At 64.5% G+C, this 17604-nt stretch carries 15 protein-coding genes; 5 read left to right on the top strand and 10 right to left on the bottom strand.

The features are described 5' to 3' along the window. Positions 1–43: 43 nt before the first annotated feature. The 3 genes from N5C91_RS28485 to N5C91_RS28475 are packed head-to-tail and all read right to left on the bottom strand — an operon-like array spanning position 44 to position 3247. Positions 44–1291, bottom strand: a complete 1248-nt coding sequence (locus N5C91_RS28485) for a lipoprotein-releasing ABC transporter permease subunit (RefSeq protein ID WP_236198610.1) — start codon at positions 1289–1291, stop codon at positions 44–46. 11 nt (positions 1292–1302) lie between these two features. Next, the gene (gene lolD / locus N5C91_RS28480) at positions 1303–2001 is read right to left on the bottom strand and encodes a lipoprotein-releasing ABC transporter ATP-binding protein LolD (RefSeq protein ID WP_015477950.1); all 699 of its coding nucleotides are present in this window, start codon (positions 1999–2001) and stop codon (positions 1303–1305) included. Continuing rightward, positions 1994–3247, bottom strand: a complete 1254-nt coding sequence (locus tag N5C91_RS28475) for a lipoprotein-releasing ABC transporter permease subunit (protein WP_045211653.1) — start codon at positions 3245–3247, stop codon at positions 1994–1996. The genes lolD and N5C91_RS28475 overlap by 8 nt, the downstream gene beginning before the upstream one ends. A gap of 124 nt (positions 3248–3371) precedes the next feature. Between N5C91_RS28475 and N5C91_RS28470 the strand changes: the two genes are divergently transcribed. From N5C91_RS28470 to N5C91_RS28460, 3 genes are read left to right on the top strand one after another with little or no spacing between them, the layout of a single operon-like run. Continuing rightward, positions 3372–3947 carry a PilZ domain-containing protein gene (locus tag N5C91_RS28470; protein WP_279833658.1) on the top strand — a complete coding sequence of 192 codons (576 nt, stop codon included), beginning with the start codon at positions 3372–3374 and terminating at the stop codon, positions 3945–3947. 14 nt (positions 3948–3961) lie between these two features. Further along, positions 3962–4279 carry a phosphodiesterase gene (locus tag N5C91_RS28465; RefSeq protein ID WP_236198608.1) on the top strand — a complete coding sequence of 106 codons (318 nt, stop codon included), beginning with the start codon at positions 3962–3964 and terminating at the stop codon, positions 4277–4279. After that, the gene (locus N5C91_RS28460; RefSeq protein ID WP_236170890.1) at positions 4276–4998 is read left to right on the top strand and encodes a glycerophosphodiester phosphodiesterase; all 723 of its coding nucleotides are present in this window, start codon (positions 4276–4278) and stop codon (positions 4996–4998) included. The genes N5C91_RS28465 and N5C91_RS28460 overlap by 4 nt, the downstream gene beginning before the upstream one ends. Positions 4999–5040: 42 nt before the next feature. Here N5C91_RS28460 and sthA read toward each other — a convergent pair whose 3' ends face one another. From sthA to N5C91_RS28440, 4 genes are all read right to left on the bottom strand, one after another. Further along, on the bottom strand, positions 5041–6435 hold the full coding sequence (sthA, locus tag N5C91_RS28455; protein WP_236170891.1) for a Si-specific NAD(P)(+) transhydrogenase: 1395 nt from the start codon (positions 6433–6435) through the stop codon (positions 5041–5043). A gap of 211 nt (positions 6436–6646) precedes the next feature. Further along, entirely contained in the window at positions 6647–7675 is a 1029-nt protein-coding gene (locus N5C91_RS28450) for an FAD:protein FMN transferase (protein ID WP_279833655.1), read from the bottom strand. 114 nt (positions 7676–7789) lie between these two features. Further along, positions 7790–9190 carry an amino acid permease gene (locus N5C91_RS28445; RefSeq protein ID WP_279833653.1) on the bottom strand — a complete coding sequence of 467 codons (1401 nt, stop codon included), beginning with the start codon at positions 9188–9190 and terminating at the stop codon, positions 7790–7792. A 108-nt stretch (positions 9191–9298) separates the two neighbouring features. Then, complete coding sequence (locus N5C91_RS28440; RefSeq protein WP_236170893.1) at positions 9299–10765, bottom strand: glyceraldehyde-3-phosphate dehydrogenase; 1467 nt, start codon at positions 10763–10765, stop codon at positions 9299–9301. A 140-nt stretch (positions 10766–10905) separates the two neighbouring features. On the opposite strand from N5C91_RS28440, the gene mfd reads away from it, so the two are divergent. Both mfd and N5C91_RS28430 read left to right on the top strand, forming a co-directional pair. Then, positions 10906–14370: a transcription-repair coupling factor gene (mfd, locus tag N5C91_RS28435; RefSeq protein WP_279833651.1), complete on the top strand. Its 3465-nt coding sequence runs from the start codon at positions 10906–10908 to the stop codon at positions 14368–14370. A gap of 12 nt (positions 14371–14382) precedes the next feature. Continuing rightward, positions 14383–15042, top strand: a complete 660-nt coding sequence (locus N5C91_RS28430) for a CsiV family protein (RefSeq protein WP_279833649.1) — start codon at positions 14383–14385, stop codon at positions 15040–15042. A 135-nt stretch (positions 15043–15177) separates the two neighbouring features. On the opposite strand, the gene N5C91_RS28425 is transcribed toward N5C91_RS28430, so the two are convergent. From N5C91_RS28425 to N5C91_RS28415, 3 genes are all read right to left on the bottom strand, one after another. Further along, positions 15178–15915: an S-methyl-5'-thioinosine phosphorylase gene (locus N5C91_RS28425; RefSeq protein ID WP_236170896.1), complete on the bottom strand. Its 738-nt coding sequence runs from the start codon at positions 15913–15915 to the stop codon at positions 15178–15180. 147 nt (positions 15916–16062) lie between these two features. Then, positions 16063–17061: a beta-N-acetylhexosaminidase gene (nagZ, locus tag N5C91_RS28420; protein WP_279833630.1), complete on the bottom strand. Its 999-nt coding sequence runs from the start codon at positions 17059–17061 to the stop codon at positions 16063–16065. 11 nt (positions 17062–17072) lie between these two features. Then, positions 17073–17597, bottom strand: a complete 525-nt coding sequence (locus N5C91_RS28415; protein WP_279833628.1) for a L,D-transpeptidase — start codon at positions 17595–17597, stop codon at positions 17073–17075. Positions 17598–17604 lie beyond the last annotated feature (7 nt).

Below are 17604 nucleotides of genomic sequence, written 5' to 3'. Positions count from 1 at the left end.
AAAAAAGCCGCCCCGAGGGGCGGCTTTTTCATGGGCTGGTGAATCACTCGTAGCGCAGCGATTCCGCCGGCTGGGTCGAGGCCGCGCGCCAGGCCGGGTACAGCGTGGCGAGGAAGCTCATCGACAGCGCCGCGACGCAGATCAGGACGATATCGCTGATCTGCGGGTCGGACGGCAGGTAATTGATGAAGTAGATGTCCGAGTTGAACACATGGGTGCCGGCAATGCGCTCCAGGGTCGAGACGATAGCGGTAACGTTGTAGGCCGCCAGTACGCCCAGCACGCAGCCGATGACGGTGCCGATCAGGCCGATCACCGTGCCCTGCACCATGAAGATCGCCATGATCTGCTTCGGCGTGGCGCCCAGGGTGCGCAGGATGGCGATATCCGCGCGCTTGTCGGCCACCACCATGATCAGCGTGGCGATGATGTTGAAGGCAGCGACCGCGACGATCAGCAATAGCAGCAAGCCGATCATGGTCTTTTCCATCTTCATCGCGCTGAACAGGCTGCCCTGGGTGTGGGTCCAGTCCACCGAACGGTAGCCCTCGCCCAACTGCTTGGCGATGGATGCGCCGACTTCCGGTGCCTGGAACAGGTCTTTCAGGGCGATGCGCACGCTCTGCACCTGGCCCGGCTGCCAGCGCAGCAGACTGGCGGCGTCGTCCACGTGGATCAACGCCAAGGTGCTGTCCAGCTCGGCGCCGACCTTGAAGATGCCGACCACGTTCAGGCGCTGCATGCGCGGGGTGATGCCGCCGGGCGCGGTGCTCGGCTCGGGGACGATCAGCAGGAGGCTATCGCCGACGTTGACGTGGAAGCGCCGCGCGGTGATCTCGCCGATGACCACGCCGAACTCGGTGGCCTTGAGGTCATCAAGGCTGCCGCGAACCATGTGCTGGCCGATGATCGACACCTGGGTTTCCAGCGCCGGATCAACGCCATCCACCTCGATGGGCTGCATCATTCCTTTATAGGAGAGCATGCCGTCGACTTCGGTATAGGGCACCGCGCCGACGATCTTCGGGTTCTGCTTCGCCACTTCGGCCACGTGCTGCCAGTCGTCCAGCGGACCGCTGGCCTGCTGCAGCACGGCGTGGGGGACCATGCCGAGGATGCGCGAGCGCATTTCCTTCTGGAAGCCATTCATCACCGAGAGCACCACGATCATCGCCAGCACGCCCAGGGCGAGGCCGATCATCGAGGTCAGGGAGATGAACGAGATGTAGTGATTGCGTCGCTTGGCCCGGGTGTAGCGGGTGCCGATGAAGACGGACAGGGGTCTGAACATTCCGGTATCCCTCAGGCGGCGACCAGCCGACCCTCCTCCAGGCGCAGCACACGGTCCATCTGCTGGGCGAGGTGGGTGTCGTGGGTCACCACCAGGAAGGCGGTGCGCAGCGACTGCGACAGTTCCAGCATCAATTCCTGGATACCGTGGGCAGTGTGCTGGTCGAGGTTGCCGGTGGGCTCGTCGAGCAGCACCAGCTTGGGCGTATTCACCAGCGCCCGGGCGATGGCCACGCGCTGGCGCTCGCCGCCGGACAGCTCCGACGGCTTGTGGCTCAGGCGATGGCCCAGGCCCACGCGCTCCAGCAGCGCGGTGGCGCGCTGACGTGCTTCGGGGATCGGCGTCTTGCCGATCAGCAGCGGCATGCAGACGTTCTCCAGCGCGGTGAACTCCGGCAGCAGGTGATGGAACTGGTAGACAAAGCCCAGAGCACGATTGCGCAGCAGGCCGCGCTGCTTCTCGTTCAACGCCGACAGTTGCTCGCCAGCCAGCCAGACACTGCCGGTACTGGGTGTATCCAGACCGCCAAGCATGTTCAGCAGAGTACTCTTGCCCGAGCCGGAGCTGCCGACGATGGCGACGCGCTCGCCAGGCAGCAGCTCAAGCTGCACGCCGGAAAGCACTTCGACCGACTGCGGGCCTTCCTCGTAGCGCTTGCCCAGGTCGCGGCAGCTCAGGACGGCCTGGTCGTTGGGGGTCGACTTACTCATAACGCAGGGCCTCCGCGGGCTGGGTGCGGGCCGCACGCCAGGCCGGATACAGGGTGGCGAAGAAACTCAGGATCAGCGCGGCGCTGCACACCAGGATCACGTCCTCGCTCATCAGTTGCGAAGGCAGGTAATCGATGAAGTAGACGTCCGCGTTGAGGAACTTGTGGCCCAGCAGGCGCTCCAGCAGGGCGATGGCGGAGCTGACGTTGAGCGCCGCGAGGATGCCCAGCACGCCGCCAATGAAGGTACCGATCACGCCGATCACCGTACCCTGGACCATGAAGGTCGCCATGATCTGCCCCGGCGTGGCGCCCAGGGTGCGCAGGATGGCGATGTCGGCCTTCTTGTCGGTGACGACCATGACCAGCGTGGAAATGATGTTGAACGCGGCGACCGCAACGATCAGCAGCAGCAACAGGCCGATCATGGATTTCTCCATGCGGATCGCCTGGTACAGGTTGCCGTGGCTGCGCGTCCAGTCGCGGGCGAAGTAGTCGTTGCCCTTCAGCGTCCGGGCGATTTCCCAGGCGGTGCGCGGCGCCTGGAACAGGTCGTCGAGCTTCAGGCGCAGGCCTTCGACCTGGCCTTCCTTGAGGCGGCGCATGCGCGCGGCGTCGTCGATGTGGACCATGGCGACGTAGCCGTCCAGCTCACCGGCGCCAACGTGGAAGGTGCCAACCACGGTGAAGCGCTTCATGCGCGGGAACATGCCGGCCGGGGTGACCGAGACTTCCGGAGCGATGAAGGTGACCTTGTCGCCCAGCTTCACACCGAGGTTCTTCGCCGCCTTGTCACCGATCAGGATGCCGAACTCGCCGGGCTTGAGGCTCTGCAGCGAACCTTCCTGGAAGAACTGGTCGATGATCGAAACCTTGCTCTCCTCGTTCGGGTCGACGGCGTTGATCAGCACTTTCTGCACCGTGCCGCCGGCACTGAGCAGGCCCTGCATCTGGATGAAGGGGGCGACCTCCAGCACATTCGGGTGCTGGGTCTTGATCTGCCCGGCGATGCCTTGCCAGTCGGAGATGGGCTGGTAGGACTCGACCGTGGCGTGGGGCACCATGCCCAGCACGCGGGTGCGCATCTCGTGGTCGAAGCCGTTCATCACCGAAAGCACCACGATCATCACCACCACGCCCAGCGCGAGGCCGATCATGGAAGTGAGCGAGATGAAGGAAACGAAGTGGCTGCGGCGTTTGGCGCGTGTGTAGCGCGTTCCGATGTAGACGGAAAGGGGTCTGAACATGTGTGGCCGAATGAGAAGGTGAAGAGTGCGTCGGGCGTCAGTTCCATCTGGCGTGCGACTTCCGTGTGGCGAGGCTCGGCAGGCGGCTTTACACTCAGACCATCACTGCCGCCGTGGGTTCGCCATGTCCACTCCAGACGCGGATGACCGCCGCGAATACTATCGTATTGAAGACACGCTCGCATTGGAATTTCGCCCGCTGCGCGAGGACGAAATCCAGTCGCAAGAAGTGCTTCAGGATGATTCCGCGCTGTTCAATCTGCTCAGCGACCTGCACCTGACCGACTTCGAGTCGCAGCACCTGCTGCGCCATATCAACGAGCGCGATCGCCCACTGGCCAGTTACCTGAAGGTGATGAACAAGCGCATCGACCTGATCGCCCAGGCCCTGACCCAGAGCCTGCTCAGCGAGATCGGTCCGGCGCGCCAGGTGACGCTGTCCGAAGGCGGCATCAACTTCCGCGATGGGCAGCCGCTGCCCGTGGACCAGTTGCTAGCCCTCAAGATCGTCCTGCTGCCGCAGGGGTTGGGCCTGCTGCTGCGCGCCAAGGTCACCCACTGCGCACAACAACCCGAGGGCGGCTACGAGATCGGCACCGAATTCGAGATGCTTGGCGACGCCCAGCGCCAGTTGCTGGCCCGTCATATCCTGCAGCGCCAGGCACTGGAACGCCGGCAGGCCAAGGCCCGCGAAGAATGAACCCAGGGAAAACCATGCGCCACCTGTTGCTCCTGTTGAGCCTTGTCACCCCGCTGCCACTGCTGGCGGATACCATCGAAATACCGGTGGGCGCCCAGGGTGACCCGCACATCGTGCTGCCGACCCGTGGCGAGAGCCAGAAGGCCGTGCTGGAACGCTTCGGCTTGCCGGACGAGGAACACCCAGCAGTGGGCAAGCCGCCCATCTCGCGCTGGGACTACCGCGAATTCAGCGTCTATTTCGAAAGCGGAGTGGTGGTCGATGCCGTCCGCCAGCACCGCTCGCATTACATCAAGGACCTTTCACCCCAGACTCCCAAGGAGCCTCAGTGACTCTGATCTATGGCCATCGCGGCGCCAAAGGCGAAGCACCGGAAAATACCCTGAACAGCTTCCTGCGCTGCCTGGAACACGGCGTGAAGCGCTGCGAACTGGACCTGCACCTGTCCCGCGACGGCGAGCTGATGGTGATCCACGACCCGACGCTCAAGCGCACCACCGGCCGCCGCGGCAAGGTTTCCGAGCAACTGGCGGACGACCTGGTGAGCATGGACGCCCGCGAAGGCGGCCCGGGCTGGTTGCGCCCCTGCCCTATCCCCCGCCTGGCAGAGCTGTTCGAGCGCTGCGAGTTCGAGCACTGGCAGCTGGAAGTGAAAAGCGCGTCGAAGGATCGTGCTGGCCGCACCGTGCAGGCGATTCACCAGTTGGTGGGCCGCTTCGGCCTGCGCGACCGCATCACCGTCACCTCGAGCTCGCGCACGGTATTGCGCGCCCTGGAAGAGCTGGCGCCGGACCTGTCACGCGGACTGGTAGCCGAGTACGCCTGGCTCGACCCGTTGAAGGTCGCCGCGCACTACGGCTGTGATCTGCTGGCGCTGAACTGGATGCTGTGCACCCCGGAGCGCTTGCTGAAAGCGCAGAAGCAGGGGCTGCATGTGTCGGTGTGGACGGTCAACGAGCCGGCCCTGATGCGCCGGCTCGCCGATTTTGGCGTGGATAGCCTGATCACAGACTTTCCCGGTTTGGCCACTGCCACGATCGGGAATCGCTGAGCAGGTTCCCCCCGACCGGCTCAGGCCGCCGGTCGGGGTATTTCAAAAAATCCGGTTCAGGCCGTCGAACGCCGCTACGCGGTAGGCTTCGGCCATGGTCGGATAGTTGAAGGTGGTGTTGACGAAGTACTTCAGCGTGTTCAGCTCACCGGGCTGGTTCATGATCGCCTGACCGATGTGGACGATCTCCGAGGCCTGGTCGCCGAAGCAATGTACACCGAGGATTTCCAGGGTCTCGCGGTGGAAGAGAATCTTCAGCATGCCCACCGGCTCGTTGGAGATCTGCGCGCGGGCCATGCCCTTGAAGAAGGCCTTGCCCACTTCGTAGGGAATCTTCGCCGCGGTCAGTTCGCTCTCGTTCTTGCCGATCGAGCTGATCTCCGGAATGGTGTAGATGCCGGTCGGCACGTCGTTGACGAAGCGCCAGCCATCATGCTCGACGATGTTGCCGGCAGCCGAGCGACCCTGGTCGTAGGCGGCACTGGCCAGGCTCGGCCAGCCGATCACGTCGCCGGCGGCGTAGATGTTCGACACGGAGGTGCGGTAGTTCTCGTCCGTCTCGATCTGGCCACGGCTGTTGACCTTGATGCCGATGTTCTCCAGGCCCAGGCGGTCGGTGTTGCCGGTACGACCGTTGCACCAGAGCAGGGCATCCGCCTTGATCTTCTTGCCCGACTTCAGGTGCAGGATCACCCCGTTGTCCAGGCCTTCCACGCGCTCGTATTCCTCGTTGTGACGGATCAGCACGTTGTTGTTGCGCAGGTGATAGCTCAGAGCATCGGAGATTTCGTCGTCGAGGAAGCTCAGCAGTTGGTCGCGGGTGTCGACCAGGTCCACCAGCACGCCCAGGCCACTGAAGATCGAGGCGTACTCGCAGCCGATCACGCCGGCTCCGTAGATGATCAGGCGACGCGGGGTGTGGCTCAGCGACAGAATGGTGTCGCTGTCATAGACGCGCGGGTGGTTGAAGTTGATGTCCGACGGACGATACGGGCGCGAGCCGGTAGCGATGACGAACTGGTCGGCCACCAGGCGCTCCACGGCGCCGCTGGGAGTCACGACCTCAACGGTGCGCTCGTCGACGAAGCTGGCGGTGCCGTTGAACATGTCGATGCGGTTGCGCGCGTAGTAGCCGGTGCGCGAGGACACCTGCTTGGAGATGACCTTCTCGGCGCTTTTCAGCACGTCCGGGAAGGAGAACCAGCGCGGCTCGCCGATCTGGCGGAACATCGGGTTGGTGTTGAACTCGATGATCTGCTTCACCGAGTGACGCAGCGCCTTGGACGGGATGGTGCCCAGGTGCGTGCAGTTGCCGCCGACCACGCGACGGCTGTCCACCACCGCCAGCTTGCGCCCGTACTTGGAAGCGTTCATTGCCGCCCCCTCGCCTGCCGGGCCCGTGCCGAGAATCACCACGTCGTAGTTGTAGACAGCCATGCGTACTCCTTCAGAACAGGCCGGGGCGCCCGCTTGGCGCTCCCGGCGAAGCCCCGGCACCACATGCGCCGAGGCGGATCGAAATCATTGGCGCAGCTTAGCCCTGCGGCAAAAGGCTGCACATTAGCGGTTGGTCGGCAGGTAGGCGAATTTTGCCGCCACTACATGCCTTCATCCTCCCGGCGGACCGCCATCATGCCCGGCGGAGCTTTCATTCAGGCGACGGGAACAGCGCCTCGAAGCGCGTCGTCGCGCGGGTCACGAAGCCCTCGCCCTGGCGCACGATGAAGAAAGCCGCCAGACCGTTGCGCTCGGCAAAGGTATAGCCCTCCTCCGGCCCCAGTACCATCAGCAGGGTCGACAGGCCATCCGCGTGCAGGGCCTGCGCATCCGCTACGGTGACTGCCGCCAGCGCATGCCGGACTGGCGTGCCGGTGCGCGGGTCGAAGGTGTGCGAATAGCGCTGCCCACCCTCTTCGAAATAATTGCGGTAGTCGCCGGAGGTGGACAGGCCGATGCCATCCAGCGCCACCGAACGCTCCACTTGCCGCTCGCGCTCGCTGCTGGGAACTTCCAGGGCGATGCGCCAGGGCGTGCCGTCGGGCTTGTGCCCCACAGCCTTGAGCTCCCCGGTGATTTCCACCAGGTAGTCGGTCAGACCCAGCTCGGCCAGGCGCGCGCTCACCTGATCCACCGCATAGCCGGCAACGATGCTGTCGAAGTCCAGCTGCGCATCGACGTCCTTGCACAGCTGATCGCCTTCCAGGCGCACATGCTGATGGCCAACCCGGGCACGTTCGCGCGCCAGCGCCGAGGCGTCCGGAACCTTTTCACTGCGCGACTGCGGGCCGAATCCCCAGAGGTTCATCAGCGGCTCGACGGTGAGGTCGAAGGCGCCGCCGCTCTGCTGCGCAAGCTGCTCGCCGTAACTCCAGAGCTTGCGCATGTCCGCCGGCATGGCCATGCAACTGCCGGCCGGGCGGGCGTTGAAGCGCGAAATCAGGGAGTCGTCGCGATAGGTGGAGAACTGCTCGTCCAGCCTCTCCAGAATCGCGTCGACCTCGGCCTTGAGCCTTGCGGTGTCCGGCGCCTTGCCCGTGGTCACGTACTGCACCGTGTAGCTGCTGCCCATGGTCGGGCCGCCAAAGCGTTCGACCGACTGCCCGCACCCCGCCAGGACAGTCACCAGCACCATCAACAGCCAGCCTCCACGCACCACTCGGCACCTCCTGCCGTCCATCATCCACCCGGCGCCGGGCATTCTACCGCAAGCGTTTGGCCGCACTGTTTCCGCTGCGGCAAAGGTGCATTACCAAAAGAAAACGGGAGCCGAAGCTCCCGTTTCTCAACCGGTTCAGGCGTCAGCCTTGACCGGGGGCTTGCGCTTGAAGACGAAATAGCACACAGCCATCAGTACGACCCACACCGGGATCGCATACACCGACACGTCGATGCCCGGGATCTGCAGCATGATGCCCAGGATGAACACCACGAAGGCCAGGCACAGCCAGTTGCCGAAGGGGTACCACAGCGCGCGGAAGAATGGCTGCACGCCCTTGGCGACCATGGCCTTGCGGAACTTCATGTGGGCCAGGCTGATCATCGCCCAGTTGATCACCAGGGCGGCGACCACCAGGGACATCAGCAGCTCCAGCGCCTGGTGCGGGATCACGTAGTTGACCACCACGCAGGCCAGGGTGATGAAGGCCGAAACGCCGATGGCCAGCAGCGGTACGCCACGACTATCGACCTTGGCGAAGGCGCGCGGGGCGTCGCCCTGCTCGGCCAGGCCGTAGAGCATGCGGCTGTTGCAGTACACGCAGCTGTTGTAGACCGACAGCGCGGCAGTGAGCACCACGAAGTTGAGGATGTTGGCGGCGTACTCGCTGCCCAGCAGCGAGAAGACCTTCACGAACGGGCTGCCGCTGTAGGGGTCGCCGGCGCTGTTGATGCTCTGCAGCAGGGCATCCCAGGGGTACAGCGAAAGCAGCACGGCCAGGGCGCCAATGTAGAAGATCAGGATCCGGTAGATGACCTGGTTGATCGCCTTGGGGATCACCTTCTTCGGCTCGGAGGCTTCGGCGGCAGTGATACCGACCAGCTCCAGGCCACCAAAGGAGAACATGATGATCGCCAGGACCATCACCAGCCCCTTCCAGCCATTGGGGAAGAAGCCGCCGTGGGTCCACAGGTTGCTCACCGAGGCCTGCGGGCCGCCGGTGCCGCTGACCAGCAGCCAGACGCCAAGCAGAATCATGCCGATGATGGCGACGACCTTGATGATCGCGAACCAGAACTCGGTCTCGCCGAAGGCCTTCACGTTGAACAGGTTGATGGCGTTGATCAGCACGAAGAACACTGCCGCCGTCGCCCAGGTCGGGAAGTCCGGCCACCAGAACTGGATGTACTTGCCGACCGCCGTCAGCTCCGACATGCCGACCAGGATGTACAGCACCCAGTAGTTCCAGCCAGACATGAAGCCGGCAAAGCCGCCCCAGTACTTGTGCGCGAAGTGGCTGAAAGAACCGGCCACAGGTTCCTCGACGATCATCTCGCCGAGCTGGCGCATGATCAGGAAGGCAATGAAGCCGCCGATGGCATAGCCGAGGATCATCGACGGGCCGGCAGATTGCAGGACGCCGGCAGAGCCCAGGAACAGGCCGGTACCGATGGCGCCGCCGAGGGCGATCAGCTGGATGTGGCGGTTCTTCAAACCGCGCTTCAGCTCGCCTTCATGCAGATGTTGTCCATCCATTTGAAGTCTTTCCAGGTTCAGGAATTGGCAGGTTTTATTGATGTTTATGGTGGAGCCAGTAACGAAAAACGGGAGCCCGAGAGCTCCCGTTTATCTAGACCGCCTGGATCAGCGCGGGAAAGCCGGCGGGTTCACACCAGCCATGTCTTCCATCACGCGGACGACCTGGCAGCTGTAGCCGAATTCGTTGTCGTACCACACATAGAGGACAACGCGGTTGTCGTTGGCAATGGTCGCCTCGGCATCGACGACGCCCGCATGGCGGGAGCCGACGAAGTCGGTGGAAACCACTTCCTGCGAGGAAACGAAATCGATCTGCTTCTGCAGGTCCGAGTGCATGGCCATCTGGCGCAGGTACTCGTTGATCTCTTCGCGGGTGGTGGCCTTTTCCAGGTTCAGGTTGAGGATGGCCATGGACACGTTCGGCGTCGGAACGCGAATGGCGTTGCCGGTCAGCTTGCCTTTCAGAACCGGCAGAGCCTTGGCGGCAGCGGTAGCGGCGCCAGTCTCGGTGATCACCATGTTCAGCGGCGCGGCACGGCCACGACGGCTGCCCTTGTGGAAGTTGTCGATCAGGTTCTGGTCGTTGGTGAACGAGTGAACGGTTTCGACGTGGCCGTTGACGATGCCGTACTGGTCGTTGACAGCCTTCAGCACCGGCACGATGGCGTTGGTGGTGCAGGATGCAGCGGAAACGATCTTGTCGTCAGCGGTGATGTCGCCGTGGTTGATGCCGTGCACGACGTTCTTCAGCGCGCCCTTGCCCGGAGCGGTGAGGATCACGCGGTCGATACCCGGGCACTTCAGGTGCTGGCCCAGGCCTTCGGCGTCACGCCACTTGCCGGTGTTGTCGACCAGCAGGGCTTTCTTGATGCCGTACTGGGTGTAGTCGATCGACGCCGGGTCGTTGGAGTAGATCACCTGGATCAGGTTGCCGTTGGCAGTGATGGTGTTGTGCTCCTCGTCGATGGTGATGGTGCCATCGAACGGGCCATGCACGGAGTCACGGCGCAGCAGGCTGGCGCGCTTGACCAGGTCGTTCTCGGCGCCCTTGCGGACGACGATGGCGCGCAGGCGCAGGCCGTCGCCACCACCGGTCTTCTCGATGAGGATGCGCGCGAGCAGGCGGCCGATACGACCGAAGCCGTACAGGACGACGTCGGTGCCTTCGCGGGCGCCGCCATTCTGCTTGCCGACCACGTCAGCCAGCTCGTCCTTGGTGAACTGCTCGATGCTGCGACCGTTACCTTCGCTCTTGAACTTGGCGACCATCTTGCCCAGGTCGACGGAAGCGGCGCCCAGCTTGAGCTCGCTCATCGCCTTGAGGATCGGGAAAGTGTCGTGAACCGACAGCCCGCCTTCTTCGGCCAGGCGGTGACGGGCGAAACGGTGCGCTTTGAGAATCGCGATCACCGAACGGTTGATCAGGCCACGGCCGTAGATCGAGGTCACCACGTTGTTGTTACGGTAGAGTTGGCCGATCAGCGGAATCATGGCTTCCGCGAGGGCTTCACGATCGATCCACTCACCGAGACACTGGTCGGGCTTCTGGGTCACGGGCAATACCTTCCACATGTAGGAGAAGAAAAAAGGGGCTACATTATGACGGTGTGAACCTTCTCCGGCAATCCGCGACCGTCGCATGACTGACATCCGTCAATCGGGATAGTTACAATCCGGCCGGTCAAATTCCTCGACCGGAGCCACGACTGCCCGTGTCCGTATTGCGCATTCCTACATTGCCGACTGCTGCCGGCAAGCAATCCTGGGGCAACCTCCCCGGGGCCGCCCTGAGCCTGGCCATTGCAGAAGCGGCCGGCCCAGCCAAACGTTTCACCCTGTTGCTGACCGCCGACAGCCAGAGCGCCGAGCGCCTGGAGCAGGAGCTGCGCTTCTTCGCGCCGGACCTGCCAGTGCTGCAACTGCCGGACTGGGAAACCCTGCCCTACGACGTCTTCTCGCCGCACCAGGACATCATCTCCCAGCGCGTCGCTGCCCTTTATCAGCTACCCGAACTGCGCCGCGGCGTGCTGGTGGTGCCCATCACCACCGCCCTGCACCGCCTGGCGCCGGCCAAGTTCCTGCTTGGCAGCAGCCTGGTGCTGGACGTTGGCCAGAAGCTCGACGTCGAGCAGATGCGCAGCCGCTTCGAGGCCGCCGGCTATCGCTGTGTGGATACCGTCTACGAACACGGCGAGTTCGCCGTGCGCGGCGCGCTGATCGACCTGTTCCCCATGGGCAGCGAACTGCCCTACCGGATCGACCTGTTCGACGACGAAATCGAGACGCTTCGTACCTTCGATCCGGAAACCCAGCGCTCCATCGACAAGGTGGAGAGCATTCGTCTGCTGCCGGCGCGCGAGTTCCCGCTGCGCAAGGAAGCGGTGACCGGCTTCCGCGGCCGCTTCCGCGAGCGCTTCGACGTCGACTACCGCCGTTGCCCGATCTACCAGGACCTGGCCAGCGGCCTGACACCTGCCGGCATCGAGTACTACATCCCGCTGTTCTTCGAAGATGGCGAGACATCGACGCTGTTCGACTACCTGCCACAGGACACCCAGGTGTTCTCCCTGCCGGGCATCGAAACCGCCGCCGAGCAGTTCTGGACCGACGTGCGCAACCGCTACGAAGACCGTCGCTACGACCCGGAGCGCCCGCTGTTGCCGCCCGCGGAAGTGTTCCTGCCGGTGGAAGACTGCTTCGCTCGCCTGAAGAACTGGCCGCGCGTGGTGGTCAGCCCCGAGCCGATCGAGACCGGCGTGGGCCGCGAGCGCTTCCCTGCCGAGTCGCTGCCGGAGCTGGCCATCGAGGCCAAGGCCAGCGAGCCGCTGGCACGCCTGCGTCAATTCATCGAACAGTTCGACGGGCGCATCCTCTTCACCGCCGAATCTGCCGGTCGCCGCGAGGTGCTGCTGGAACTGCTGGCGCGGCTGAAGCTGCGCCCGGTCGAGGTCGAAGGCTGGCCGGGCTTCCTGGCGCACAAGGACCGCCTGGCGATCACCATCGCACCGATGGACGAAGGCCTGCTGCTGGACGCCGACCAGGGCCAGCCGGGCATCGCCCTGGTGGCCGAGAGCCCGCTGTTCGGCCAGCGCGTCATGCAGCGCCGGCGTCGCGAGAAGACCCGCGACGGTGGCGAGAACGTCATCAAGAATCTCACTGAGCTGCGTGAAGGCGCGCCGGTGGTGCACATCGACCACGGCGTCGGCCGCTACATGGGCCTGATCACCCTGGAGATCGACGGCCAGAACGCCGAATTCCTCGCGCTGCAGTACGCCGACGAAGCCAAGCTCTACGTGCCAGTGGCCAACCTGCACCTGATCGCCCGCTACACCGGCAGCGACGATGCCCTGGCGCCCCTGCACAAGCTGGGCTCGGAGACCTGGCAGAAGGCCAAGCGCAAGGCCGCCGAACAGGTCCGCGACGTCGCCGCCGAACTGCTCGACATCTACGCTCGCCGGGCCGCGCGCAAGGGCTACGCGTTCAAGGACCCGCAGGTCGACTACGCCACCTTCTCCGCCGGCTTCCCCTTCGAGGAAACCCCGGACCAGCAGACCGCCATCGAAGCAGTGGTCGCCGACATGCTCTCGGAAAAGCCGATGGACCGTCTGGTCTGCGGCGACGTGGGCTTCGGCAAGACCGAAGTAGCCATGCGCGCGGCCTTCGTCGCGGTGCACAGCGGCAAGCAGGTCGCCGTGCTGGTGCCCACCACCCTCCTCGCCCAGCAGCACTACAACAGCTTCCGCGACCGCTTCGCCGACTGGCCGGTGACGGTCGAGGTGATGAGCCGCTTCAAGTCTGCCAAGGAAGTCGAAGGCGCCGTGGGTCAGCTCGCCGAGGGCAAGGTCGACATCGTCATCGGCACCCACAAGCTTCTGCAGGACGACGTCAAGTTCAAGAACCTCGGCCTGGTGATCATCGACGAGGAACACCGCTTCGGAGTACGGCAGAAGGAGCAGCTCAAGGCCCTGCGCAGCGAGGTGGACATTCTCACCCTTACCGCCACGCCGATCCCGCGCACCCTGAACATGGCCGTGGCCGGCATGCGCGACCTGTCGATCATCGCCACGCCACCGGCGCGCCGGTTGTCCGTGCGCACCTTCGTCATGGAAGAGCAGAAGTCGGTGATCAAGGAAGCCCTGCTGCGCGAACTGCTGCGCGGCGGCCAGGTGTACTTCCTGCACAACGAAGTGAAGACCATCGAGAAGTGCGCCCGCGACCTCGCGGAGCTGGTTCCCGAAGCGCGTATCGGCATCGGCCACGGGCAGATGAACGAGCGCGACCTGGAACGGGTGATGAGCGACTTCTACCACAAGCGCTTCAACGTGCTGGTGGCCTCGACCATCATCGAGACCGGCATCGACGTGCCCAGTGCCAACACCATCCTCATCGAGCGCGCCGACAAGTTCGGCCTGGCCCAGCTGCACCAGCTGCGCGGGCGCGTCGGCCGCAGCCACCACCAGGCCTACGCCTACCTGCTGACCCCGCCGCGCAAGCAGATGACCCCGGACGCCGAAAAGCGCCTGGAAGCCATCGCCAACGCCCAGGACCTTGGCGCCGGCTTCGTGCTGGCCACCCATGACCTGGAAATCCGCGGCGCCGGCGAACTGCTCGGCGATGGTCAGAGCGGGCAGATCCAGGCCGTGGGCTTCACGCTCTATATGGAAATGCTCGAGCGCGCCGTAAAGGCCATCCGCAAGGGCGAGCAGCCGAACCTGGAACAGCCGCTGGGCGGCGGCCCGGACATCAACCTGCGCGTGCCGGCGCTGATCCCGGAAGACTACCTGCCGGACGTCCACGCCCGCCTGATCCTCTACAAGCGTATCGCCAACGCCGCCGACGAAGACGGCCTGCGCGAGCTGCAGGTGGAAATGATCGACCGTTTCGGCCTGCTGCCGGAGCCGGCGAAGAACCTTATCCGTCTGACTTTGCTGAAACTGCAGGCGGAAAAGCTCGGGATCGTCAAGGTAGATGCCGGCCCCCAGGGAGGCCGGGTAGAATTCGCCGCCGATACCTGCGTCGACCCGCTGGTGCTGATCAAGATGATCCAGAGCCAGCCCAATCGGTACAAATTCGAAGGGGCCACCCTCTTCAAGTTCCAGGTGCCGATGGAGCGCCCGGAAGAACGCTTCAACACGCTGGAGGCGCTGCTCGAGCGCCTCACGCCACAGACTCACTAAGGATTCCGTGCAATGCGCCTGTTCCAACCCCTGCTGCTGTCGCTGGCACTGCTGTCTCCGGCGGCCTTTGCCGAGCCTTACCAGGTAGAGCTGATCCTCTTCCAGCAGTCCGGCGACGTCGTGCTCGCCAGTCGCCCTGCCCCGGATGACTGGGCCAAGGCCGCGCAACCGCCTGGCCCGGATAGCTCGCGGCCCACAGCGATGGACGCCCAGGTCGCCAAGCTCAAGCAGAACGAAGGCTTCCAGGTGCTGATGCACAAGGCCTGGCGCCAGGAGATCGATGCCAACCCGGTGAAGGTTTCCCTGACCGAGGGCGCCCAGCGTGACGGCCACTTCCCGGTGGAAGGCACCGTCACCCTCAGCCAACAGCGCTTCGTGAACACCCAGACCGACTTCTGGATCAACCAGTTCGGCCAGGACGGCCTGCTCGCCGCCAGCCAGCACATGGTCCAGGAAGCCAGCCTGAAGAACAGCGTGCTGACCTACCTCGATCACCCCAGCCTGGGCATGTTGATCAAGGTCACCCCGCTCAATGCCAAACCCGCCTCCGCCCCGCCGCCCGGCATGGAAGACGAGGCGCCGACCGGCCCTGACGCACCGCAGCAGCCCGCGCCGGCCGCTCCGGCGGACGGCGGCTTCGACGCCCCGCCGCCGGCACAGCCCGCGCAATAACAAAAAAGCCCGGCATTCGCCGGGCTTTTTACTTTGCTCTTCGTAGGAGCGAGCTTGCTCGCGAACCCGCTAGGCGCGGTGCCAAGCGGTTCGTGAGCAAGAACTAGGCGTCCCCCTCGCTCCTACAGTATTGGCTCAGCTCACCAGCACGCGCCCGAGCACCTCACGCACCTTGCCGATGCCTTCGTGAAGCGCCTGCTCGATCTCGGCCATGGTGATGATGCCGCTGGACTTGCCTGCCGCCGGGTTGACCACCAAGGACAGGCACGCGTATGGCAGGTCCAGCTCACGGGCCAGCGCCGCCTCGGGCATGCCGGTCATGCCGATGATGTCGCAACCGTCGCGCTCCAGCTTGGCGACTTCTGCCACGGTCTCCAGGCGCGGGCCCTGGGTCGCGGCATACACGCCATGGCTGCTGTACGCATAGCCCAACGCCTGCAGGGCGGCGATCAGCTTGAGGCGCAGCGGCTCGTCGTAGGGATGGCTGAAATCGATGTGCGTGACATGCTCGATGTCGCCGGCAAAATAGGTGTGTTCGCGCCCCCAGGTGTAATCGACGATCTGGTGCGGCACACACAGGTGACCACTGCCCATGGCGGCGTGAATGCCGCCCACGGCGTTCACTGCCAGGATGGCTTCGGCACCGGCCTGCTGCAGCGCCCAGAGGTTGGCACGGTAGTTCACCTGGTGCGGCGGGAAGCGATGCGGATGACCATGACGGGCGAGGAACAGCACCTCGCGCCCGGCAAATTCGCCGCGCTGGATGGCCGCCGAGGGCGAGCCGTAAGGGGTGTCCAGTTCGATGGCGTCCTTCAGGGTCAACCCTTCCAGCTGGGTCAGACCGGTACCGCCGATGATGGCGTAGACAGTCATGCTTCTATCCTCAAATTATCCCTGCGATCGCGCGAGCTAGAGCAGAACAAGGCGGAAGGATGGATTGGACGCGGAGTTGACTTCAGGTCAATGAGCAGTCTGATCCAGCCTTCCAACGCAGTTATGCCGACGCGCAGCAGATCGCTATCAGTCGATCAGTTGTGCGGCACGCAGCTCACCCACGGCTTGTTGCCAGCGCGGCAGCTGCTTGTATTCGATGCCCGGCCAGGCTTTGGCACGCATGCGCTCAAGGCGCTGCGGCGCGGTGACCCTCAGGCGTTGCAGGGCGCTCAGGGCCAGCTCGGCGGAGGCGCGGTCATTGCACACCAGCCCCATATCGCAGCCTGCGCTCAGCGCAGCCTCGATGCGGTTGGCGGCATCGCCGACCACATGGGCGCCAGCCATGGACAGGTCATCACTGAAGATCACCCCGTCGAAGCCCAGTTCGCCACGCAGAATGTCCTGCAGCCAGCGTCGGGAGAAGCCGGCCGGATTCGGATCGACCTGCGGGTAGATCACGTGTGCCGGCATCAGCGCATCCAGCTCGCCGGAAAGACGCTGGAATGGCACCAGGTCGACGGCGCGAATCTGCTCCAGCGTGCGCTCGTCCTCGGGGATCCCCACATGGGAGTCGACTTCCGCCCAGCCATGGCCAGGGAAATGCTTGCCGGTAGAGGCCATGCCGGCGGCGCGCATGCCACGGATGAACGCTCCAGCCAACGCAACGGCACGCTCGGGATTGCCTTCGAAGGCGCGGCTGCCGACCACGGCGCTGCGCTGGTGGTCCAGATCCAGCACCGGAGCGAAGCTCAGGTCGAGCCCCACCGCCAGCACCTCGGTCGCCATCAACCAGCCGCACTGCTCAGCCAGTCGTTCGGCGTTGGGGTTATCGGCGATGGCACGCATTGCTGGCAGACGCAGGAATCCCTGGCGCAGGCGCTGCACCCGGCCCCCCTCCTGATCCACCGCGAGCAGCAGGTCGGGGCGCACCGCGCGGATGGCGGCCATCAGCTCGCGCACCTGGCGCGGCGACTCGATGTTGCGGGCGAATATGATCAGGCCGCCGACTTCCGGCTGGCGCAGGATCTGGCGGTCCTCGGCAGTGAGCCAGGTGCCGCCGATGTCGAGCATCAGTGAGCCTTGCATGTACATTCCTTTCAATTCAATTGCGCCACGCGCCACTCGGGGCAGGCGGCTTCTTCGATTCGGACCCGGCAATGGAGGGGAACTCTGGGAAAGAGTTCCAGCAGGTCGTCGTTGCGCAGACGGATACATCCGTGGGACAGCGGCGTGCCCATGGGCTCGCAGTCCGGCGTTCCGTGCAGGTAGATGTAGCGGCGGAAGGTATCGACCTCACCCATCCGGTTGCGGCCCCGCTCACAGCCGCTGAGCCAGAGGATGCGCGAAAGGATCCAGTCGCGGCCGGGAAACTCATCGTGGAGCCCGGCCGTCCAGACCTCGCCGGTCCAGCGTCGCCCTTTCAGCACCGCACCTTTGGGCAGCCCCTCGCCGACGCGCGCGCGAACCTGGTGCAAGCCGCGCGGCGTGCATCCGGAACCATTGCATTCCCCAGCGCCGTTGGCGGCGCTGGATACAGGGAAGCGCACGACAAGACGCCCCGCGGCAAAGCCGTAGAGCATCTGGTCAGCAAGGGAAATATGGAGAAGATCGAGATCAGCCATGGCCGGC

Source organism: Pseudomonas sp. GD03903, assembly GCF_029840045.1.
Taxonomy (GTDB): domain Bacteria; phylum Pseudomonadota; class Gammaproteobacteria; order Pseudomonadales; family Pseudomonadaceae; genus Pseudomonas; species Pseudomonas pseudonitroreducens.
The sequence above is the reverse complement of the archived record's forward strand: the minus strand, read 5'-3'. Positions and strand labels throughout refer to the sequence as shown.

Bases quoted from the DNA above. Each gene is read 5' to 3' on its own strand.
- N5C91_RS28415 (WP_279833628.1), bottom strand. From the start codon at position 17,597: ATGGCTGATCTCGATCTTCTCCATATTTCCCTTGCTGACCAGATGCTC.
- N5C91_RS28440 (WP_236170893.1), bottom strand. From the start codon at position 10,765: ATGTGGAAGGTATTGCCCGTGACCCAGAAGCCCGACCAGTGTCTCGGT.
- N5C91_RS28485 (WP_236198610.1), bottom strand. From the start codon at position 1,291: ATGTTCAGACCCCTGTCCGTCTTCATCGGCACCCGCTACACCCGGGCC.
- nagZ (WP_279833630.1), bottom strand. From the start codon at position 17,061: ATGCAAGGCTCACTGATGCTCGACATCGGCGGCACCTGGCTCACTGCC.
- N5C91_RS28425 (WP_236170896.1), bottom strand. From the start codon at position 15,915: ATGACTGTCTACGCCATCATCGGCGGTACCGGTCTGACCCAGCTGGAA.
- N5C91_RS28450 (WP_279833655.1), bottom strand. From the start codon at position 7,675: ATGGACGGCAGGAGGTGCCGAGTGGTGCGTGGAGGCTGGCTGTTGATG.
- lolD (WP_015477950.1), bottom strand. From the start codon at position 2,001: ATGAGTAAGTCGACCCCCAACGACCAGGCCGTCCTGAGCTGCCGCGAC.
- N5C91_RS28470 (WP_279833658.1), top strand. From the start codon at position 3,372: ATGTCCACTCCAGACGCGGATGACCGCCGCGAATACTATCGTATTGAA.
- N5C91_RS28445 (WP_279833653.1), bottom strand. From the start codon at position 9,190: ATGGATGGACAACATCTGCATGAAGGCGAGCTGAAGCGCGGTTTGAAG.
- N5C91_RS28475 (WP_045211653.1), bottom strand. From the start codon at position 3,247: ATGTTCAGACCCCTTTCCGTCTACATCGGAACGCGCTACACACGCGCC.
- N5C91_RS28465 (WP_236198608.1), top strand. From the start codon at position 3,962: ATGCGCCACCTGTTGCTCCTGTTGAGCCTTGTCACCCCGCTGCCACTG.
- N5C91_RS28430 (WP_279833649.1), top strand. From the start codon at position 14,383: ATGCGCCTGTTCCAACCCCTGCTGCTGTCGCTGGCACTGCTGTCTCCG.
- sthA (WP_236170891.1), bottom strand. From the start codon at position 6,435: ATGGCTGTCTACAACTACGACGTGGTGATTCTCGGCACGGGCCCGGCA.